This window comes from Trichococcus alkaliphilus, from assembly GCF_003008695.1.
GTDB lineage: Bacteria > Bacillota > Bacilli > Lactobacillales > Aerococcaceae > Trichococcus > Trichococcus alkaliphilus.
The window spans coordinates 40,651-61,612 of record NZ_PXZT01000014.1 but is presented as its reverse complement, the minus strand read 5'-3'; the positions used below and the strand labels follow the sequence as shown (position 1 = coordinate 61,612).

18 protein-coding genes are annotated in these 20,962 nt (G+C 47.0%); 17 read left to right on the top strand and 1 reads right to left on the bottom strand.

Annotated elements, in window-relative coordinates; genetic code table 11:
• Nucleotides 1-5 precede the first annotated feature (5 nt).
• Together C7R73_RS11150 and C7R73_RS11145 are read left to right on the top strand one after the other, a co-directional pair.
• Entirely contained in the window at nucleotides 6-830 is an 825-nt protein-coding gene (locus tag C7R73_RS11150) for a transporter substrate-binding domain-containing protein (protein WP_106450581.1), read from the top strand.
• 163 nt (nucleotides 831-993) lie between these two features.
• The gene (locus tag C7R73_RS11145; protein WP_106450580.1) at nucleotides 994-1,194 is read left to right on the top strand and encodes a hypothetical protein; all 201 of its coding nucleotides are present in this window, start codon (nucleotides 994-996) and stop codon (nucleotides 1,192-1,194) included.
• Between the two features lie 58 nt (nucleotides 1,195-1,252).
• On the opposite strand, the gene C7R73_RS11140 is transcribed toward C7R73_RS11145, so the two are convergent.
• Entirely contained in the window at nucleotides 1,253-1,675 is a 423-nt protein-coding gene (locus C7R73_RS11140) for a cupin domain-containing protein (protein WP_106450579.1), read from the bottom strand.
• A 221-nt stretch (nucleotides 1,676-1,896) separates the two neighbouring features.
• On the opposite strand from C7R73_RS11140, the gene cdaA reads away from it, so the two are divergent.
• From cdaA to srlE, 15 genes are all read left to right on the top strand, one after another.
• Nucleotides 1,897-2,739: a diadenylate cyclase CdaA gene (gene cdaA, locus C7R73_RS11135; protein WP_106450578.1), complete on the top strand. Its 843-nt coding sequence runs from the start codon at nucleotides 1,897-1,899 to the stop codon at nucleotides 2,737-2,739.
• Nucleotides 2,736-3,845 carry a CdaR family protein gene (locus C7R73_RS11130; RefSeq protein WP_106450577.1) on the top strand — a complete coding sequence of 370 codons (1,110 nt, stop codon included), beginning with the start codon at nucleotides 2,736-2,738 and terminating at the stop codon, nucleotides 3,843-3,845. Before cdaA ends, C7R73_RS11130 begins: the two co-directional genes overlap by 4 nt.
• Nucleotides 3,846-3,909: 64 nt before the next feature.
• Entirely contained in the window at nucleotides 3,910-5,262 is a 1,353-nt protein-coding gene (gene glmM / locus C7R73_RS11125; RefSeq protein ID WP_106450576.1) for a phosphoglucosamine mutase, read from the top strand.
• Nucleotides 5,263-5,512: 250 nt separating this feature from the next.
• Nucleotides 5,513-7,204 (top strand): PTS transporter subunit EIIC, encoded by a 1,692-nt coding sequence (locus tag C7R73_RS11120; RefSeq protein WP_106450575.1) that lies wholly within the window; start codon nucleotides 5,513-5,515, stop codon nucleotides 7,202-7,204.
• Nucleotides 7,188-9,221 (top strand): BglG family transcription antiterminator, encoded by a 2,034-nt coding sequence (locus C7R73_RS11115; protein WP_106450574.1) that lies wholly within the window; start codon nucleotides 7,188-7,190, stop codon nucleotides 9,219-9,221. Before C7R73_RS11120 ends, C7R73_RS11115 begins: the two co-directional genes overlap by 17 nt.
• A 33-nt stretch (nucleotides 9,222-9,254) precedes the next feature.
• Nucleotides 9,255-9,689 (top strand): PTS mannitol transporter subunit IIA, encoded by a 435-nt coding sequence (locus C7R73_RS11110; protein WP_106450573.1) that lies wholly within the window; start codon nucleotides 9,255-9,257, stop codon nucleotides 9,687-9,689.
• A gap of 394 nt (nucleotides 9,690-10,083) precedes the next feature.
• Complete coding sequence (locus C7R73_RS11105) at nucleotides 10,084-11,826, top strand: PTS mannitol transporter subunit IIBC (RefSeq protein ID WP_106450572.1); 1,743 nt, start codon at nucleotides 10,084-10,086, stop codon at nucleotides 11,824-11,826.
• Nucleotides 11,827-11,842: 16 nt separating this feature from the next.
• Nucleotides 11,843-12,280: a PTS mannitol transporter subunit IIA gene (locus tag C7R73_RS11100; protein ID WP_086630053.1), complete on the top strand. Its 438-nt coding sequence runs from the start codon at nucleotides 11,843-11,845 to the stop codon at nucleotides 12,278-12,280.
• Nucleotides 12,281-12,292: 12 nt separating this feature from the next.
• Nucleotides 12,293-13,441: a mannitol-1-phosphate 5-dehydrogenase gene (locus C7R73_RS11095; protein WP_106450571.1), complete on the top strand. Its 1,149-nt coding sequence runs from the start codon at nucleotides 12,293-12,295 to the stop codon at nucleotides 13,439-13,441.
• A 451-nt stretch (nucleotides 13,442-13,892) separates the two neighbouring features.
• Nucleotides 13,893-15,701, top strand: a complete 1,809-nt coding sequence (gene glmS / locus C7R73_RS11090; RefSeq protein WP_106450570.1) for a glutamine--fructose-6-phosphate transaminase (isomerizing) — start codon at nucleotides 13,893-13,895, stop codon at nucleotides 15,699-15,701.
• Between the two features lie 382 nt (nucleotides 15,702-16,083).
• Entirely contained in the window at nucleotides 16,084-16,887 is an 804-nt protein-coding gene (locus C7R73_RS11085) for a sorbitol-6-phosphate dehydrogenase subunit (protein ID WP_106450569.1), read from the top strand.
• 15 nt (nucleotides 16,888-16,902) lie between these two features.
• Entirely contained in the window at nucleotides 16,903-18,783 is a 1,881-nt protein-coding gene (locus C7R73_RS11080) for a BglG family transcription antiterminator (protein ID WP_106450568.1), read from the top strand.
• The gene (locus C7R73_RS11075; RefSeq protein WP_106450567.1) at nucleotides 18,784-19,236 is read left to right on the top strand and encodes a transcriptional regulator GutM; all 453 of its coding nucleotides are present in this window, start codon (nucleotides 18,784-18,786) and stop codon (nucleotides 19,234-19,236) included. It abuts the gene before it with no gap.
• 40 nt (nucleotides 19,237-19,276) lie between these two features.
• Nucleotides 19,277-19,825 (top strand): PTS glucitol/sorbitol transporter subunit IIC, encoded by a 549-nt coding sequence (gene srlA, locus C7R73_RS11070; RefSeq protein WP_106450566.1) that lies wholly within the window; start codon nucleotides 19,277-19,279, stop codon nucleotides 19,823-19,825.
• Between the two features lie 63 nt (nucleotides 19,826-19,888).
• Nucleotides 19,889-20,896: a PTS glucitol/sorbitol transporter subunit IIB gene (gene srlE / locus C7R73_RS11065; protein ID WP_106450565.1), complete on the top strand. Its 1,008-nt coding sequence runs from the start codon at nucleotides 19,889-19,891 to the stop codon at nucleotides 20,894-20,896.
• Nucleotides 20,897-20,962: the final 66 nt, after the last annotated feature.

Sequence of the window (20,962 nt, the reverse complement as noted above, 5' to 3'; positions counted from 1 at the left end):
TTAATATGAAGAAATGGTCAAAATTGATTTTAAGAGCTGCCGCATTAACTGCAGTATTGGGTGGACTGACTGCTTGTGCAAATACGGAGCCGGCTGCTGAATCAAGCGAAGCAAGCGTGACAGAGGAAAAAGTAACCTTACAAGTGGGCGCAACCGGACAATCATTCCCTAATTCATACATGGAAGAGGATAAGTTAGTCGGGTACGATGTTGAAGTATTGGAAACAATCGCCGCTAACCTAGGCTATGAATTGGAATGGACTACAGGCGCGTTTGATGGTTTGTTGGCTTCATTGAATGCCGGTAAATTGGACACGATCGCCAACAATTTTGCGATTACCCCTGAGCGCGCGGAAGCGGTCGATTTCACAACGCCTTATGCCTATACAGCTTCAGGAATTGCCGTAAGGGAAGACAGTGCCTTCGAAAGTACGGAAGATCTGGAAGGCGAAACGATCGGCGGTGTGGCCGGAAGCAACAAACTGACGGAATTGGAAGCCTATATAGCCGATACAGGGTTGGAAATCGAAATCCGTCAATACGATACGCGTGAAGGCCCGCAAGAAGACACACTGAAAGGTCAAGTCGCTGGATATGCCCAAGATAAAGCAGTGTTGGCTGCAACAATCAAAAAAGATGATCTGGAATTGCGTATTTTGCCAGAAAATATTGCGATCGGCGAAGTGGCTTTCCCCTTTGCTAAAGATGAAGCAGGCGAAAAATTGCGTAAAGAGTTTGATGAAGAATTACAGAACCTGCTTGCTGACGGTACAATCAAAGCCTTGTCTGAAAAATACTATGGCGTCGATGTGACAGAAGTAACGGAATAATCCACTCCAACAAGTCTCCTGGGTCGATCTAATCGGCTTTCTTGCTTTTGAGATAAAAGTTCATAATTTGGAAAAATGTTTCATCAGAAAAACGTGATATGATGGATGAGGCGTATGTTTCAAAAAAATAGACAATTATCGAAGAGAAAGCAGGGGAAATACAATGGCTAAATGCACAGATTGCAACGTTGATTTGATTGAAGGGCTAGGTTTGTATTCGCAAGGGGTTTATCTTGTTGAGTTGGCGAAGGAGAAAACATTGAACGGACACACAAAAGCGTCTTTGGAAGCAGCGGCATGCCCGCAATGCGGCAAAGTATCGTTCTACTTGCCTGAAGAAGAATTAGCGAAACTGGTTGATTGATTCTGATGAATAAAAAAATGAGCCCGGGAATATTTCCTGGGCTCATTTTTTTTCTTAATTAATGTTCGTTTGGATCGTTTTCTGCGTCTTCGTGGGTCGGGTGGACAGTGCCGGGCAAGTGGCTAGGGCCTGCATAGATCGTATACAGTTTGAGTGGTTTGTCCCCTGTGTTGGTGATGTTGTGCCATTTGTCGGCAGGGACAAAGACAGCATCATCGTCGGATACTTTCTGTTTGAAGTACAGATCGTCCTCTGAGTCGCCCATCACGCACACGCCGTCGCCTTCTTCGATGCGGATGAATTGGTCGATGCCATGGTGGACTTCCAATCCAATGTCATCGTTCGGTTGGATCGTCATCACAGTCACCTGTAATTTTTCGCCGGTCCAAATTGTTGTGCGATAGTTTTCGTTCTGCAGGGTTGCGTCCTCGATGTTCACTACGTAAGGTTTTTTGCCATGATCCTTAAAATCGATACTCATTTGAATTCCTCCTAATTTAAATTAATTATCTTATTGTAATAACTATAAACTAAGTGTAGCAAAGTGAGCCGGATTTGCAAACGATATGCTTCCTGTGTGATCGATTGCCCATCTGCTTCCATTGTAACGCTACTGAAGCGCTTTCTCAAGGAATCAATGCCATTCGGCCGGATTATTTGTGATATAATTGACGATATAACTTTGAACGTGGAGGTGCGCATGTGTCAATCGATTGGGGAGAAGTGATCACCTGGAGCAATGCCTTTGATATAGTGGATATTCTGTTGGTATGGTATCTGGTCTACAAGTTGATCATGATTTTAAAAGGTACGCGTTCCATTCAATTGCTGAAAGGGATCGGGATCATCGTGCTGATCAAACTGGCTGCTGTCACGCTTCAGTTGCAGACCATAGATTGGATCATGAACCGAGTCATCCAATGGGGTGTCGTGGCGGTCATTATCGTGTTCCAGCCGGAAATCAGAAGAGGTTTGGAGCACCTGGGCAAGACGGGATTCAGAAAGAAAGCCAAACGCTCGGTCAATATGAGCGAACGCTTGGTGACGGAGTTGGATAAGGCTGTCCAATATATGGCAAAGCGAAAAATCGGAGCATTGATATCCATCGAGCAGCAAGGTTTGCTGGATGAGTACGCTGCAACAGGGATAAGGATCGGCGGAGAGGTGACCAACCAGCTGCTTATCAATATTTTCATCCCAAACACACCTTTGCATGATGGAGCGGTCATCATCCAGGATTATAAAATCGCTACCGCAGCTAGTTATCTGCCATTATCAGAAAGTTCCTTCATCCCGAAAGAGTTGGGAACAAGGCACCGTGCCGCAATCGGCCTTTGTGAAGTCAGTGATGCCATCACGATCATCGTTTCGGAAGAGACCGGGGGCGTCAGCATTGCCCATAAGACGAGCTTGTTGCGTGAAATGAACCGCGATGATTTTGTCGCCTACCTGACGGATCAATTGGTCGTGGAAGAAGAGGAAGAAAAGACTACCAATTTCATTCAGGATTTCTTTGACAATACGAAGTGGGGTGGCTCTGAATGAGAAAGCAGCAAGACGATAAGTTTTTGGAAAACAAATGGGTCGTCAGAGGCCTCTCTTTCGTGATTTCCTTATTGTTGTTCGCCTATGTCTACTCAGAAAACTATGGCTGGTCCACGAGCACCAGCAACAGTTCCATCAGCACCAGCAAACGGGAAACCATTTCGAATGTCCCTATCCAAGTGAACATCGATACGGACGAGTATTTCATTTCAGGATTGCCGGAAACAGTAGTGTTGACCCTGACCGGACCGGAAAGCGTACTCGTGCAGACGATTTCCGCTGCGGATTACCGCATCGTTACAGAAGACTTGGACGAACTGGGGCCAGGAACCCATACGATTCAATTGACGGCCGAAAATCTTTCGAACGAAATCGATTATGCGATTACGCCATCGCGTGTGAATATAGTCATTGAAGAGCGGGTTGCCATCGAGAGCACGGTGGAAGTCCGCTTCGATGAATCATTGGTCGATCCGCTATATCTGGCGGGCGTTCCGGAACTGAGTGCGGATACCGTAACTTTGACCGGACCGGCCTCGACCATAAGCCGTGTGGATAGTGTTTACGTGACGGTTGCAGCTGAAAATGGCTTGACAAATACTGTGAATATGAATACTGTAGTACAAGTAGTGGACGCTAGTGGGAATAAGTTGAATGTTTCCGTCGATCCGCAAGAAATTTCCGTCAAGATTCCGATTTCTCTATACGGGAAAGAAGTGCCGTTGGTCATCCAACAGATTGGTGTGCCGCTTGAAGGTAAAATCTATACGATTGAAGTGGATGGGGAATCCAGTGTGACCTTGACAGGAGATAAGTCTGTGCTTGCCGATATCGATGAAGTGGTTCTGCCGGTCAGTGTCACGGGTGTGGAGAGCAACACCACCCAAACACTCACGATTCCGGTCCCGAATGACACTTTGACGGCTACGCCGACCACAATCAAGGTCAATATCCGCGTGTCGGATGCTACCGAGGCTGCAGCTGATTCGGAGGCCACCACTGATGAAGGGGAATCCTCCTCTTCTGCCGACGAAAGCAGCGCTATCGCATCTTCGGCTACGGACAGTCTGGACAGCGAAGCGAGTCAATCGGAGAGCAGCTCATAAAATCAAAAATCAAACAAATCCATGCAAAGAAAATAAATGAAAAATCTAAAGGAGATTACAGGTAATGGGTAAATATTTTGGAACAGACGGTGTCAGAGGCGTTGCGAACAGCGAATTGACGCCAGAATTAGCTTTCAAATTAGGCCGTTTTGGAGGATATGTCCTAAGACAGCACGCTAAAGATATCGCGCATCCGCTTGTGCTGGTAGCGCGTGATACAAGAATTTCAGGTCAATTGTTGGAATATGCATTGGTTTCCGGATTATTGTCAGTAGGTATCGAAGTGCTGCAATTGGGAGTCATCCCAACACCAGGCGTCGCTTATCTGACGCGCATCCAAGGTGCCGTTGCAGGGGTCATGATTTCTGCATCGCACAATCCTGCAGGCGATAACGGCATCAAATTTTTCGGAGCTGACGGTTTCAAATTATCGGACGAACAGGAATACGAAATCGAAGCCTATTTGGATCAAGAAGGGGACGATTTGCCGAGACCTTCTGCAGACGGTTTGGGTACGGTCGATGAATATCCTGAAGGCGTCCTGAAATATGCACAATATTTGCAGACGACCATCCCGGATGATCTTTCTGGCATCACAGTCTGCCTGGATGCGGCAAACGGGGCAGCCTCACCGGTCGTCAATCGTTTATTCGCGGACTTGGAAACAGACTTCTATACAATGGGTGCAAATCCGGACGGCATCAACATCAACAAAGGCGTTGGTTCCACGCATCCGGATGTCCTAGGTAAATTTGTCGTTGAGAAAAAAGCGGATGTCGGCTTGGCATTCGATGGCGACGCCGATCGCTGTATCGCTGTGGATGAAAATGGGCGCATCATTGACGGCGACCGGATCATGTTCATCTGCGGTAAATATTTGAAAGAGCGCAATAAATTGAATCAAAACACAATCGTCTCCACTGTCATGAGTAACTTGGGTTTCCATTTAGCGGTTGAAGCTGAGGGCATGACTGCCTTGAAGACGCAAGTAGGCGACCGTTATGTCGTGGAAGAAATGCGCAAAAATGGCTACAATTTGGGCGGCGAGCAATCCGGACACGTTGTCTTCCTGGAAATGAACACGACCGGGGATGGCCTATTGACGGGTATTCAATTGTTGAACGTCATGAAACAAACCGGCAAAAAACTTTCCGAATTGGCTGATGAAGTGACGCTTTACCCGCAAGAATTGGTGAACGTACGCGTTTCCGAAAAAGACGGCGTAATGGAGATTCCGGCTGTGAAAGCTGTCATTGAAGAAGTGGAAGCTGAAATGGCAGGCAAAGGCCGCATTTTGGTGCGCCCAAGCGGAACAGAACCGTTGTTGCGCGTTATGGCTGAAGCTGAAACGGATGAAAAATGCCATGACTACGTTATGCGCATCGTAAATGTCGTAAAAGCGGAAATCGGCATCTAAGATAGAGATCCTGTAAAACATTTTAGGGTCGTGGAACACTGCAGTAAGGGGTGTTCCACGGCTTTTTTGTTGTCAGTCGGCAGTGATTCCTGAACCTGACGGGGTGACTGCATCCGTCAGCTAGGATAATGACTGCAAATGTACACAACTGTGTGATTATATGTATAATGAATTAGAAACATCCACGAAAATGTAAGCGAAACCAACGCAGAGCGGGTGTGGCCCAGAAAAAAGAAAGGGAGGTGTGATCATGAAAAGAGCAAAACGATCCTATGCGAAGGAAGCAACGTTTGATCTGCTGAAAATAAGGCGGTTCGGCCATTATCTCAGCGGAATGATCATGCCGAACGTCAGCGTCTTCATTACTTGGGGGATCATAACGACGCTTATCCAATATTTTCAGGGTCCGCTCCAACAATCCTTTATTGAAATGGATCAGCTCATGATCCAGTTTCTGCTCCCGGTTTTGATTGCCTATACCGGGGGAAGATTGATCGAGAAACGGGCTGGAGTCGTCGCGGCCATCGCGGTGATCGGTATGCTCGTGGATTCTGAAGACCCGCAGATACTGGGAGCCATGGTGATAGGTCCGCTGACTGGCTGGAACGTTTTTCTATTCGATAAATATATTTTCCCGAGGGTCAAAGCAGGGTATGAAATGCTGGTCCGTAATTTTTCGGCGGGGATCATCGGTATGCTGCTCGGCTATTTGAGTTTGGTTTTTATAGGTCCGTTCATTGCGGGCGTCACGCAGCAAATCAGTCTGTTGGTCGGCTGGTTGATTCAGCGAAATCTACTCTTGTTGACGAACATTTTTATAGAGCCGCTGAAGGTCTTGTTCTTGAACAATACGCTCAATCACGGCATTCTGACGCCGTTGGGCATTGAACAAGCGGGTGATGCAGGGACGTCGTTGCTGTTTCTCATCGAAACCAACCCTGGTCCGGGCCTGGGTGTTCTGCTGGCTTTCATCCTATTCAGCCGGAAAGAACTGAAGGCCAGTGCCAGTGGGGCTTTTATGATCCATCTGATCGGCGGAATCCACGAGATATACTTCCCGTTTGTTTTATTGAATCCCAGGTTGTTTGCCGCAGTCATTTTGAGCGGGATGAGCGGCACGTTGGTTTTTGAGTTGTTTCAAGTGGGCTTGAAAGCACCGGCATCCCCTGGATCGATCGTGACTATTTTGGCGAATACGCCCCAGGATATGCTGCTGGGGGTTGCATGCGGCATTGCGGCAAGCGCGCTGGTAAGTTTTTTGCTGGCTGGCTTCGTGATCCGGAAAGACCGGACAAAAAAAGAAATTTCAGAAAAGGTGACGAAAGTGACGGAAATTCAGAAAATTTTATTCGCTTGCGATGCAGGAATGGGTTCAAGTGCGATGGGGGCCAGCATTATGCGGCGGCAATTGAAAGAGAGCGGCGTGTCGATTCCCGTGGATTACACGTCCATTTACCGCGTGCAGGATGATCCGCATCTGTTGCTGATTACCCAGAACGAGCTGAAGCATTTGGCCGAAACACAAGCCCCGCACGCCCAGATTGTCACAATCGGAAATTTTTTGGATCAGACAGAGTACATGAAAGTTGTCGCGCTGCTGACCGATGAACAAGAAAAAAAGATTACGCCGGTACAGTTGGAGGGAAAACTGCCGTATCAAAAAGTCGTCTTTTTATACTCGGATGGTGTCCGGGGTTCGCAGACTATGGCGGTGCAAGCGTTCCGGAACTTAGCGGAAAAGCATCATATGAGGATCGACATCGAAAAGCAGCCGTTGGAACAGGTGATTGCGGATCAAAGGAATCTGTATGTCGTCACGGAAACTTTTGCTTCTGAAAACGTCCTGCCCAAAGGCCCATTGCTGATCGTCGAGCATCTTATCGCAACGAACAAATACGAGAAACTATTAAGGGGAGACTTATCAGATGTTTCTAACTCCTAGAGAGACCATCATTTTAAAAGAATTGCTGCATTCTGCCTCACCGGTCACCGTGGAACGCTTGATGAGCCTGCTGAAAGTCAGCAAGCGTACGGTTTACCGCGAGTTGGCAAATCTGGAGCTTTCTTTGGAATCCATCGGCGCAAAGCTGGAAAAAGCGAGCCGGGGCCGTTTCCGATTGCTTGCTGAGGATGCCGCAAAAGCAAAAATCCTTTCCATCGTGTCTGAGGATGAGCCTTCCGAACTATCCGCCACGGAACGCCAACATGCCATTTTGCTGCAGTTGTTGAACAGCGATGAGCCTATCAGCATGCAGACGTTCCTGGATGAATACTTGATCAGCAACACCACGTTTTTTGCCGACATCAAACAGTTGGAGCTGCGTTTGGCGCGGTTGCCCTTAACAATCACGCGGAATCGCGGCTACGAACTTGCCGGCAGCGAAAAGTATCGCCGGCTCCTGTTGGCCAATATTTTGGGAATCGAGATCAATGAGTACCACTTCTTCCACTTTTCGGAATTGGAAGACAAAGAAAGTTTCTTTCTGCAATTCGTCAACCAAGAGCAGTTGCTTTTCGCCCAAAAATTGGTGCGGGAAATCGTCGAACCCCGTTTTTCCGACTTGAGTGATCGGAAACTGGAATTTTTGATTTTGATGCTGACCATTTCCATGGATCGCGTGCCGCGAGGCTGCCAACTGGTGGAGGATTCCTATGCGGGACAAATCAATAAGGAGTTGTTGGATTTGGCGAAGCAAATTTTTGCCAAAATCGCAGCGCACACGAAGCAATTGTACGCGGTCAGCGAAGTCGTCTTCTTCGCTAATCTGTTGGGCGATTTCTTCAGTGACTTGGACAACGATTTTTTTAACGAAAGCTTTGATACGCGTTTGGCTTATCAAGTGAAGCAATTGATCGAAAACGTCAGCCGCGATGCCGAAGTCAATTTCTTTGAAGACAGCAATCTCTACAAAATGCTCTTGACGCACCTTTCCGCGGCGTTGAGCCGCGCCATCCTGAACCAAGGAAGCCTGAACAATCCCATCCTGGAGCGGATCATGGGCCAATATTCGGAAGTTGCCGGTGCAATCCGCAATGCCTTGCCGAAAGTGTTCCCGCAGCAGGAATTCTCCGAAGAGGAGATCGCCTATATGGTGCTGCATTTCGCCAATTCCCTGGAGCGCAGCCCGAAAGTCATTGCGGTGGATATTGCCGGCATTTCCCCAAGCGGCTTGGCTTCGACGCGGATGCTGGAAATGCGTTTGCGGAAACATTTTCCGTTCATCAATGAGATCGTCTTTTTCCGCATCGCCGACCTCGGAAAACTCAATCTGGAGGAAAAGTTTGATCTGACCATCTCCACTTCACTGTTGCCGGGATACAGCGGGAAATATCTGTTGGTTTCCCCGTTGCTTTTGGAGGACGAAATCAAGCAGCTCAAAGAGGCTTTCCGCGCAATCGATCATACGAAGCGGCATGTTCAACCTGCGGCGAAGCCTAGCCTGCCTGAAAATGATGACTATCAGGAAGTCATGACATTCATCGATGAAATCAACCAGTTGTTGAAGCACTTTTTCGTCAAGCCGTTGAAAAACAGCGCCAGCATTTCCGAAACCGTCGCTTTGGCCGTGAAAAACATTTCCGCAGAAATCGTCGCAGACCCGGCAAAAGTCCGGGACAAATTGATGAATCGCTATCAACAAGCGCCGATCGGGATTCCCAATACCCATTTTGCTTTGTTCCACGCTTCCCATGCCGCTGTCTTGCAGCCTTGTTTTTGTGTCTTTGATCTGCAGACGCCCTTGGAAATAGTCGGCATGGACAAAGAACCGATGACTTTGACGCGGATGCTGGTCATGCTGGCCCCCGATCCGATTGAAGAGAATGTCGCTAAGATGCTTGGCAAAATTAGTGGAGCGATCATCATGAACGATTTGGGGATGGAGATATTCAATTCCGGCAATGAAGCAATCATCTACCAATTGTTGTCGGCCCTCTTGATCGAGGAAGTGAAAAAGTAAGGAAATCAAGTGGTAAGGAAGGGAGGAGTCCGTATGATTACGATCAAAGATGAGCATATTCTGCTGGATCAAACGTACAGCAGCGCCGAAGCGGCGATTGTTGCCGCCGGGGAATTTCTCGTGGCGCAAGGATTGGTGTCCCAGCCTTACATCCAATCGATGCTGGCGCGCCACCGTAAAGTGAGCATCTACGTCGGCAATTTTGTCGCTTTGCCTCACGGTGACAGCGACGGGCAGCCCTATATTGATAAAGAGGGCATCTGCCTGATCCAGGTACCGGACGGCGTCAACTTCGGCAGCGGCAAGGAACTGCAAATCGCAACCATTCTTTTTGTGGTGGCACTGAAGGAAAAACAATTGGAGGCCTTGCAGGACATCGCTTTTTTCTGCTCGGATATCGAAAATGTGATGGCATTGAGCGATGCCAAAGATCTGCAGACAGTCCAAACCATTCTCCAAAACAGCTAACAGATACAATTTAAAATAAGTGCCAAAAGCAAGCAGCAGCCCATTTAGTGGGAGGCTGCTTGCTTTTTTGTTTTCCTGCGCCCGCTAAGCGGAGGAGCGCGAAGGAATGAGGGCGCAGCTCCGATGAAGGATCTACTTCCCGGAGCACGCTGGTAATAATCCTACTTAACTCCGATGAAGCCGTGCTTATCGGAGAACACAAGCAGAATGTGGCCGAACTCCTGCGAAGCCTCCGTTCCTCGGAGAAGAGTAGAGCAGATACCGGCAACTGCGCTCCGAATACGTGTGGCAAGACCTGGCACAAATAAACGTGCCAAAGCACGACTATAATCCCAATGCGGAAGCGCATACAATAAAGACATCAAAAGAAACAGTTTGAAGGGAGAAACAAAAGATGGAACAGACACAACAAGCCTCGCTGAAGGCAAAGGTTCAAAAGTTAGGCAGTACGCTTTCAAGTATGGTGATGCCGAATATAGGGGCACTTATCGCCTGGGGAGTTTTAACGGCATTATTTATCCCTGATGGCTATTTGCCGAATGAATCCTTCGCTTCGATGGTCGGCCCGATGCTAACGTATTTAATCCCTCTGTTGGTCGGTTATACAGGAGGTAAAGTGATCGCAGGCGAACGCGGTGCGGTCGTCGGCGCCATCGCCACAATGGGTGTGATCGTAGGGACCGAAATTCCGATGATCATGGGCGCCATGATCATGGGACCGTTGGGTGGTTTCACGATCAAGAAATTTGATGCGATTTTCCAGAGCAAAATCAAGACCGGTTTTGAAATGCTCGTCAACAATTTCTCGGCAGGCTTGATCGGATTCGCTTTGGCACTTGTAGGGTTTCAGGCAATCGGACCAGTGGTTGACCGTTTGACACAAGCAATGGCGGCTGGGGTTGAAACGATCCTGAACGCACAATTGATTCCTTTGACGAATATCTTCATCGAACCAGCAAAAATTCTTTTCCTGAACAATGCAATCAACCACGGAATTTTGACACCGTTAGGAACGGAACAAGTCAGCGAGACAGGTCGTTCGATCCTCTTCCTGCTTGAAGCAAATCCTGGTCCTGGTTTGGGCGTGTTGTTGGCTTTCACACTGTTCGGCAAAGGTTCAGCAAAATCGACAGCGCCGGGCGCTATGATCATCCACTTCTTGGGTGGTATCCACGAAATCTATTTCCCTTACGTCATGATGAAACCGTTGTTATTCCTCGCAGTCATCTCGGGCGGTGTTTCCGGAAGCTTTGTTTTCCAACTTTTAGGCGCTGGTTTGCGGGCTCCTGCTTCACCAGGTTCGATCATCGCGATTTTGGCTATGACGCCGATGGGCTCTTACTTGCCAGTCATTTTGGGGGTTGTCGCCGGTGCAGCAGCATCTTTTGCAGTAGCTGCGGTCATTTTGAAGGCCGACTCCAAAGAAGCAGTCGATACATTTGAAGAAAGCGTAAAAGCGACCCAAGCCGCAAAATTAAACGCAAAAGGCGCAGTATCAACAACAACAAGCCTGACTGGGATCCAACACATCATTTTTGCTTGCGATGCAGGGATGGGATCGAGCGCAATGGGTGCTTCCATTTTACGCAAAAAAATCAATGCAGCTGGGTTACCGCAAGACGTCACCAACCGCGCCATCAATAATCTGACGGATGCAGCAAACACGTTGATCGTTACCCAGGAAGAACTGAAGAATCGGGCCCAACAGAAAGCACCGAATGCAACTTTTGTAGCGATCGAGAATTTCCTGAATTCGCCAAAATACGATGAAATCGTGGCCACCTTGTCCGGCACCGATCTGAAAGAAACAGTCGTTGCAAAACCAGCGCCGGTCCTGGACTTTGACTTGGCGAACATCAACGAAATCGTCTTGGTCCATGATGACCGCAAAGGCTCCGCCACTATGGGACAAAAAGTAGTGGAACGGATTTTGGACAGGGAAGCATTGAACATACCTTTAAGAAAAGTGCATATCAACGAGCTTGAAGCAACACCGCAAACGTTGGTCATCAGCAAAAACAGTCTGACGCAAGCGGCAAAGCAAAAAGTTCCTGCAGCCGTCCATCTGTCAGTCGACAGTCTGATCACTACGCCTAAATATGAGAGCGTCGTCGCTAACTTGAAGCAAATCGCTTAAGGAGAGGAAGATTAAAATGAATAATTTAGATACAGAAATGATCGTTTTGAATAAAGCTTTTGCTTCAAAAGAAGAAGCCATCCGTTTTTGCGGCCAAAAATTAGTGGAAGCAGGCTGTGTGGATACGGATTATGTGGAGGCCATGGTGCAACGGGATCGGATGTTGTCAGTGTATATGGGGAATTTCATCGCGATTCCCCATGGCACCGATGCTGCCAAGGACCACGTGAAAAAATCGGGCATCTGCGTTGTACAAGTGCCTGACGGCGTTGACTTCGGCGACGAGCAGGAAGAAAAATTGGCTACAGTGTTGTTCGGCATCGCAGGGGTCGGCGACGATCACCTGCAGTTGATCCAAAAAATTGCGCTGTATTGCAGCGACGTCGATAACGTCGTGACTTTGGCAGACGCTTTGACAAAAGATGAAATCACTGGCAGCTTAGCCATTGCATAGGGAGAGATGAAAATGAAAGCAGTACACTTTGGTGCCGGAAATATCGGCCGCGGCTTTATCGGGGAAATTTTGAATCACAACGGTTACGCAATCACTTTTGTGGATGTGAACGATACAATCATCGAAGCCTTGAAATCGCGAGGCAACTATACGATCGAATTGGCGGACGAGTCACGCGAACAGATCCAAATCCAGAACGTCACAGGCCTGAACAATGCAACAGAAGCGGACAAAGTTGTTGAGGCGATCGTAGAAGCGGATCTCCTCACGACTGCCATCGGTCCGAATATTCTGCCTAGAATCGCGCAATTGATCGCGCAAGGGATCGAGGCGCGTGCTGCCCGGAACATCCAGCAGCCCATCGACATCATCGCCTGCGAAAACATGATCGGCGGCTCGACTTTCCTGGCTGAGGAAGTCAAGAAACATTGCACGGATACGGCATATCTTGACCAATACGTCGGATTTCCCGATGCGGCGGTGGACCGTATCGTGCCGATGCAGCAACATGCGGATCCGCTCTTTGTGCAAGTGGAGCCATTTAGTGAGTGGGTCGTACAAGGGACTGCCTGCAAAAGCCCGATCCGTCTGGAAGGTGTTTCCTATGTGAACGATCTGGAGCCTTACATCGAGCGCAAACTTTTCAGCGTCAATACGGGACATGCTACGGTAGCCTATACGGGCGCTCTGCAGGGCTATGAAACAATCGATGAAGCGATGCAGGATCATTTGGTCGTCATCCAATTGCGCTCCGTCTTGCATGAAACCGGCAAATTGCTGATTGCGAAATGGGGATTCGATGCAGCGGAACACGAGAAATATATCGAGAAAATCATCGGTCGTTTCCAAAATAAATATATTTCCGATGCTATCTCCCGTGTGGCGCGTACGCCTTTAAGAAAATTGGGCAATCATGAGCGCTTCATCCGTCCGATGGTTGAATTGACCCAAATCGATGAGATGCCTTTCCACTTGCTGGAAACGATCGGCATGGTCTTCAATTATTTCGACCCTGAAGATGAGCAGTGTCAAGAATTGAAGGAAATGATCCTGCAAAAAGGCTTGGATAAAATCATTCCGGAAGTAACCGGGATAGACAACCAAAAAATCTTGGGCAGCATCAAACAGAACGTCGAAAAGTACGCTTATAAGGTGGCTTGATCACTGCAGTTCAATCAGCAACTTTCAACTATGCCCGTTGTGCCGGTCAAGGGACCATTTGATACATCTTGATGAAATCAAACGGCACAACGAATATAAGTTTTTCTTAAATAGCGCTTCAAAACAGCATTACAAGTGAAACCGAACGAAATACGCTTTGACAATGTCACTGTTTGTAGGATAAAATGCATGTATTCTGGAAAATATAAAGCTAGGAGGATAGAGGAAGAACAAATGGATAGCGCCAGACTTCAGGGAGCACAGGAACATCGGCCCTGAAGTGACGAGGATTGGGTTTATCGAAAGATTCGGCGGATGACCCAAGGCAAGTGTAGTCTACAGGATTGAAGTAAAAAAGACCCTTATGCGGCTGCAGAGCCCGAAACGGTCTTACAGAGATCAATCCCCACACCCAGAAAAAATCGAGATAATAAAGGGGATTTTTACGCTTATGTGTGGAATAGTTGGATATGTAGGAAAAGGCAATGTACAAGAGGTATTGTTGCATGGATTAGAAAAATTGGAATACCGTGGTTATGATTCAGCCGGTATTTTTGTCGTAGACGCTGAAAACCAAGGTCATGTGTTCAAGGAAAAAGGCCGCATCGCGGATTTGCGTGCAATCGTCGACAGACAGGTCGAGGCGCATGTAGGCATCGGACACACAAGATGGGCAACGCATGGCGTGCCGAGCGCAGAGAATGCGCACCCGCACCAATCTGCGGATGGACGTTTCACATTGGTCCATAATGGCGTCATTGAAAACTTCAAAGAAATCAAAGATGAGTATTTGCAGGATGTCACTTTCGTCAGCCAAACAGATACAGAAATCGTTGTGCAGCTGATCGGAAAGATCGCTGCTGAAGAAAATTTGAACGGTAAAGAAGCTTTGCGCCGCGCTTTGTCGATCGTAAGAGGCTCTTACGCTTTCGCGTTGGTCGATGCGCAAGCACCCGATGTCTTTTACGCAGCCAAAAACAAAAGCCCAATGTTAATCGGTTTGGGTGATGACTTCAACGTCGTTGCCAGCGATGCGATGGCTACTGTTCAGATCACAAACCAATATGTGGAGATCCATGACGGCGAAATGATCACATTGACGGCTGATGGCGTCACAATCGAAAAATTGGACGGAAAAACGGTAACACGTAATCCCTATACGGCCGAAATCGATGCCAGCGACCTGGAAAAAGGGACCTACCCTTACTACATGTTGAAAGAAATCGATGAGCAGCCTGCTGTTATGCGTAACATCATCCAAAAATACCAAAATGCAGAAGGGCGCCTGACGGTTCCTGAAGAATTGACCACTGCTATGCTGAAGGCTGACCGCATCCATATCGTGGCTTGCGGAACGAGCTACCATTCCGGTTGGGTAGGAAAACATTATCTGGAAAAAATTGCACAGATCCCGACAGAAGTGCATGTTGCCAGCGAATTCTCCTACAACCCGCCATTGTTGAAAGGCAATCCGTTCTTTATCTTCCTTACCCAAAGTGGGGAAACTGCGGATAGCCGCCAAGTATTGGTGAAAGTAAAAGAATGGGGATACCCAGCTTTGACGATCACAAACGTGGCTGGTTCGACCTTGTCGCGTGAAGCGGACTACACGTTGCTGTTGCATGCAGGTCCTGAAATCGCAGTCGCTTCGACGAAAGCTTACACGGCGCAAATCGCTGTCTTGGCTGTCTTGTCGGATGCGTTAGGCGCGAGAACGGGTCATGATATGGGAATCGACATGGTCCATGAATTAGGGATCGTCGCAAATGCGATGGAATCAATCATCGATGACAAAGAGCGCATCGCTGCATTGGCAGACATCTACTTGCCGAACACCCGCAATGCTTTCTACATCGGACGTGGTTTGGATTACTTCGTATCGATGGAAGCTGCTTTGAAACTGAAAGAAATTTCTTATATCCAAACAGAAGGTTTTGCTGCCGGAGAATTGAAGCACGGTACAATCGCCTTGATCGAAGAAGGAACACCGGTCTTGGCTATCATTACCCAAGCTGATGTTGCCAGCCATACCCGCGGAAACGTAGAAGAAGTGCGTTCACGCGGCGCAAACACTTGCGTATTTGCAATGAAAGGTTTGGCCAACGAGAACGACCAAATCATCTTGCCTGCTGTTCACCCAGCCTTGGCGCCACTTATGACAGTCGTTCCAACCCAATTGATGGCTTACTACGCAACGCTTCACCGTGGCTATGACGTCGACAAGCCAAGAAACTTGGCTAAATCCGTTACGGTTGAGTAAATTTAATTAAATGCATAATTATAGCATCCGTTCGCTTATCATTGGATAAGCGGACGGATGCTTTTTTGCGTTTGAATAGGCCCGATTAGTTCAAAGATAATAGCACAGCAGAGGAGGAAGGGTTGCACTAATTGGCTTTTTTAATCGGGAAAAGTTTTCCTGCTCCTGAAACCGCAGGCGTAAAAAATCAGTTTTTCCCACTCGTGGCGCGCTTTTTACGGAATCAGAACCGCAAATATAGTTTTTACCCCATCCCTCTAAATTCCAGCATTTGAATTAGTTCAAATACCGGACACGATTTCCGATCCAAGGACTGTATTAATTTATTTTTTATTTAGTCTATACTCTGGAATATAGAGATTGAAAGGGGATACAAAACATTATGGCAAACAACTGGTTGGAATTAGACGGAAAAACGGTTATCGTTACAGGAGGAAATTCAGGGATCGGATTACACATCGCGGATCACTTGAAAGAACAAGGCGCAAACGTCGTTGTAGCGGATTTAAGTGTTGAAACGGGAACAAGTGTTTATGGTAAACTTAATGTGAAGACAGATGTGACTTCAATCGCAAGCATCGAGGCAATGGTCGAAAAAGCTGTTGAGAAATTTGGCAAAATCGACGTTTTGGTCAATAATGCAGGTATGAACTTGCCGCGTTTATTGGTGGATGTATACAGTGACGAAAGAAACTACGAAATCGATGAAGCCTCATTCGACAAAATGACAGCAGTCAATCAAAAAGGAATGGTATTCACTACCCAAGCCGTCGTCAGAAACATGCTGAAGAACAAAGTGGAAGGCACGATCATCAATATCTCTTCCGAGTCCGGCATGGAAGGTTCGGTCGGTCAAAGCATCTATTCAGCAACTAAAGGCGCTACGAATTCTTATACGCGTTCATGGGCAAAAGAACTTGGTAAATTTGGCATCAAAGTCGTCGGTATCGCACCGGGGATCAACGAAAAAACAGGATTGACAACTCCTGCCTACAATGAAGCATTGGCTTACACAAGAAACATACCGGTTGAGCAATTGGATACAGGTTATGAAAAGAGCATTCCACTGGGACGCGTCGGAAAATTGGATGAAATCGGCTACTTGGTTGCATTCTTATCTTCCAACAAATCCGCTTATATCACTGGTACAACAATCAACATTACAGGCGGAAAATCTAGAGGATAGTATGGGGGCATTAACATGTCAACGGCAAGCGATAGAGAAGTTTTGCTGAGAAGTTTACTTTCAAATAAAGAAACAGATGTTCAAAGTCTCGAGGAAGAATCGGGAAAAAACAGATACCAGATCAAAACGATCATTTCGGAATTGAACGATGTCTACGAAGGATTCTTAAAAATCCAACAAAAGGATGAATCGCAAGTAGCCATCGTCAGAAAGGAGGGGACGAACATATTCAACACACTTCATTACAATATCCATCAGGACTTCAATAAGGTAGAATGCAGGATCGCGTATCTGTTGTACCGCTTGATATGCACAGAAGAGTACCTGAATATCGGAGACCTCTCCGAAGAAATGAGCGTAAGCAGGAGCACGGTGAACAACGACCTGAAAAAGCTGAAGCAGCTTTTGGAGAAATACAATGCGAAAGTCGTCGGAATCCCGAACAAAGGCATCACCTTCCAGTGCAGTGAATTCGGCACCCGCTTGGTCCTGATCTATGAAGTCTTCGAGTTGCTGCAGATGACCTTTCTGCCGGACCAAGAAATCCAGGCTGCGCTTGACGGACTCGGCCAAGCCTACAAGCTGGATGAGCAGGCGAAAGAACTGCTTTATAAGGCACTGGCTGTAAGCGTTCACAGGGTGGCGCATGAGCATACGATAGATTCCGAAATTCCGATGTACAAAAACTTCGAGGCGGATTCGGCCAATATCATCGCCTATACCCAACTGCTTCAGAAGAAATTTGCGGTTGAGTTGAATGAGCATGAAATTGCTTTTCTTGCCTTCCCGATCAACACAAGGAACTCCGCTTACGTAAAAGGGACCGAAAATGCCGAAAACGAAGAGGTTCTCAGACAAGTCGTTTCCAGCATGCTGAAGACGGTGCGCGATCAGGTCATGATTGAAATCGATGAAGACGCCTTCTTCGAAAAAGTCAAATATCATCTGCTTTTCTTGATAAACAGGCTGGTCTTCCGGATTCCAAACACGGATCTGTACCTGGAACAGATAAAACTCAAATATCCCTTAGCCTTTGAGCTGGCGAAGATTTCGCTTTCCGAACTGAATCGCTTGTACCAATTGCGTGCCAGCGCGGACGATATCAGCTATTTGGCTGTCTATTACGCACTGATGCTGGATGAAAGGCAAGCGAACGATTCCAAAGGCAAAAGCACAAGGGATGTCGGCATCATCACCAACCTTGGAAGAGGGAGTTTTGAGCTGATTTGCAGGCAGATCAAAGAGATAGTCGGAAGTGAGATGAATATCGTTCACTTGAACACCGACAGTCTGCCGAAAGAAAAATTGAAGAGATTCCGGTTGCTTTTCACAACCGAAGAGATTTCCGTGGATACCGAAGTCCCTGTCATCAAGATCGACAGATTGGTCAGCCCGGACGATTTGGCCCAAAAGATCTATGCAGTCGAAAAAGACCAATATAACATCAAATACCTGACAAACGAGGACATCAGTTATCACCTCGTCAATCTGAAAGGTCAAATGGGTTACTTTGATTACGTGGAAGAGATCATGTCCTACCTTTCCAGAAGATACCGCCTGTCCGAAGACATTCTGGACCGGTTCGTGGAAAAAGAAGAAAGACACACAATGATCTATGAAAACAAGGTAGCTTTTCCCCATTTGACCGACCCTAACATCAACAAGTTGGTGTTTGTCCTAGGGAACATCACGATGGCCAACCGCAACGACGCGTTTTCCTTGATGTTATTTCTAGTGACACCCGAGAAAATTTCTGAGCAGCAAGAGAGAATCTTGATGCAGGTATATGATTTTGTCTTTAAGGTCATCAATGATCCAACTCTGATCAATGATCTTAAAAAAGTGGATGATGCACAAGGGTTGATTGAGATGCTGGAGAAAAGAGGTACGAGATAGATGAATAATATGCTTGCATTGGGTATTCTGGTTGTCGGCGCTTTTTTGATCCAAAGCGCATTGGGGTTTTTTCAAATCAGACATTTCGGCAATGAATACAACGAATTGAAGGCGGACGGCAGAGTTGCGATAGGCAAACGGGCAGGAAAACTGACTTCCGGAACGATCATCATGTTCCAACTGGACAACAACGGAATGATCGTCAGAGGCAAAAAGCTTCAGGGGACAACAATCTTGGCCAGGTTCAAACCATACAACAATTTCAACGGCAGACTGATCGAAGCCATCAAGGCAGATGATCCGGATGTGCTGGCTGAAATCAAGATCACCCGCAAAACCATCATGAATGCGGTCACTAATTACCGGATGTTCATAAACGGAGAAATCATTCCGGAGAAAGAATCTCCCTTTAAGGAATTGACCAAAAAAATTACAAACATTAAGTTCGGTTAAATCGTGTCAGAAATAATACATAAAATAAGGAGTGTTAAATATGGACTTTCTAGTTAAAGGTGCAGAAAGCTTTATCGGATTATTTCAATTAGGTGCAAATACATTTATGAGCTGGATGACCGGCATCGTTCCAATCGTCTTGATGCTGATGGTATTCATGAACGTAGTAATCAAGCTGATCGGTGAGGAAAGAATCAATGGCCTCGCACAACGCTTCTCTAAATATTCCTTGGTCAGAAACTGTATCTTACCTTTCTTGGCAGCCTTCATGTTGGGGAATCCCGCATCATTCACCTTAGGAAGATTCTTGCCGGAATTCTACAAGCCAAGTTTCTATGCAGCACTTGCGCAGTACAACCATACGAGTAACGGTCTTTTCCCACATATCAATGCAGGCGAATTGTTCGTATTCCTGGGAATCGCTTCAGGTGTTGAAACGTTAGGATTGAGCACCACACCGCTGGCTATCCGTTATCTGCTTGTCGGGCTTGTGATGAATGCTGTAGGCGCATACGTAACGGACTTCACAACTGCTTATGTCTGCAAAAAAACAGGCATCCAATTGAGCAAAGTCGCGAAAGTCCAATAATTACCACCAAGAAGTTGTTGCATAAAACAAATAGAATGCATGAGAACGAGAGGGGTATTCATTATGACAAAATATAACAGCATCAAAGTCGAAAAAGGTTCCGGCGGCTGGGGCGGACCACTGATCATCACACCAACAGAGCAAAAACATAAATTCATCTACATCGTAGGCGGCGGAGAAAAACCTGCCATCGTCGACAGAATCGCTGAACTTACAGGGATGGAAGCCGTAAATGGATTCAAAACATCCATTCCGGATGATGAAACAGCTTTGGCTATCATCGACTGCGGCGGAACATTGAGATGCGGCATCTATCCTCAAAAAGGCATCCCGACGATCAACGTCGTTGCCACCGGCAAATCAGGTCCTTTGGCTAAATACATTAATGAAGACATTTACGTTTCAAATGTTGGCTTGAATCAGATCCAAGTCACTGGCGAAACAGCAAATATTGAGACAGTCAGCACAGCAGTTGCAGAGCCAGTAGTAGAAGAGAAAGTCGCTTACACTACAGACAAAAAATTGACGCAACAAAACGCAGAAAAAGGCAGCATAGTAGCAAAAGTCGGTTTGGCTGCAGGTAAAGGGATCGCGATCATGCTGCAATCAGCCCGTGAAGCGGTGCAGACAGTCTTGCAGACAATCATCCCGTTCATGGCCTTTGTAGCGATGCTGATCGGTATCATCCAGGGCAGCGGAATCGGTAATATGTTCGCTAAACTGATGATTCCGTTGGCAGGAAATGTCTGGGGCTTGATGGTCATCGGCTTCATCTGCTCCTTGCCTATCCTTTCACCGCTATTGGGACCTGGTGCTGTAATCGCGCAAGTTATCGGAACATTGATCGGTGTTGAAATCGGCAAAGGCAATATCGAGCCAAGCTTAGCTTTACCGGCTTTGTTTGCCATCAACACACAAAATGCTTGCGATTTCATTCCAGTCGGGTTAGGCTTGCAGGAAGCAGAGTCCAAAACAGTAGAAGTCGGCGTACCATCCGTTCTCTATTCTCGATTCCTGAACGGTGTGCCCCGCGTATTCGTCGCTTGGTTAGCAAGCTTCGGATTGTATTAAGAAAAATAAGAAAGGCTGAACGGATTCGTTCAGCCATTGGTTAAAAACTAATAATCGGAAAAGGTG

Coding starts and splice junctions, on each gene's coding strand:
- C7R73_RS11150 (WP_106450581.1), top strand. CDS start 6: ATGAAGAAATGGTCAAAATTGATTTTAAGAGCTGCCGCATTAACTGCA.
- C7R73_RS11145 (WP_106450580.1), top strand. CDS start 994: ATGGCTAAATGCACAGATTGCAACGTTGATTTGATTGAAGGGCTAGGT.
- C7R73_RS11140 (WP_106450579.1), bottom strand. CDS start 1,675: ATGAGTATCGATTTTAAGGATCATGGCAAAAAACCTTACGTAGTGAAC.
- C7R73_RS11130 (WP_106450577.1), top strand. CDS start 2,736: ATGAGAAAGCAGCAAGACGATAAGTTTTTGGAAAACAAATGGGTCGTC.
- glmM (WP_106450576.1), top strand. CDS start 3,910: ATGGGTAAATATTTTGGAACAGACGGTGTCAGAGGCGTTGCGAACAGC.
- C7R73_RS11120 (WP_106450575.1), top strand. CDS start 5,513: ATGAAAAGAGCAAAACGATCCTATGCGAAGGAAGCAACGTTTGATCTG.
- C7R73_RS11115 (WP_106450574.1), top strand. CDS start 7,188: ATGTTTCTAACTCCTAGAGAGACCATCATTTTAAAAGAATTGCTGCAT.
- C7R73_RS11110 (WP_106450573.1), top strand. CDS start 9,255: ATGATTACGATCAAAGATGAGCATATTCTGCTGGATCAAACGTACAGC.
- C7R73_RS11105 (WP_106450572.1), top strand. CDS start 10,084: ATGGAACAGACACAACAAGCCTCGCTGAAGGCAAAGGTTCAAAAGTTA.
- C7R73_RS11100 (WP_086630053.1), top strand. CDS start 11,843: ATGAATAATTTAGATACAGAAATGATCGTTTTGAATAAAGCTTTTGCT.
- C7R73_RS11095 (WP_106450571.1), top strand. CDS start 12,293: ATGAAAGCAGTACACTTTGGTGCCGGAAATATCGGCCGCGGCTTTATC.
- glmS (WP_106450570.1), top strand. CDS start 13,893: ATGTGTGGAATAGTTGGATATGTAGGAAAAGGCAATGTACAAGAGGTA.
- C7R73_RS11085 (WP_106450569.1), top strand. CDS start 16,084: ATGGCAAACAACTGGTTGGAATTAGACGGAAAAACGGTTATCGTTACA.
- C7R73_RS11080 (WP_106450568.1), top strand. CDS start 16,903: ATGTCAACGGCAAGCGATAGAGAAGTTTTGCTGAGAAGTTTACTTTCA.
- C7R73_RS11075 (WP_106450567.1), top strand. CDS start 18,784: ATGAATAATATGCTTGCATTGGGTATTCTGGTTGTCGGCGCTTTTTTG.
- srlA (WP_106450566.1), top strand. CDS start 19,277: ATGGACTTTCTAGTTAAAGGTGCAGAAAGCTTTATCGGATTATTTCAA.
- srlE (WP_106450565.1), top strand. CDS start 19,889: ATGACAAAATATAACAGCATCAAAGTCGAAAAAGGTTCCGGCGGCTGG.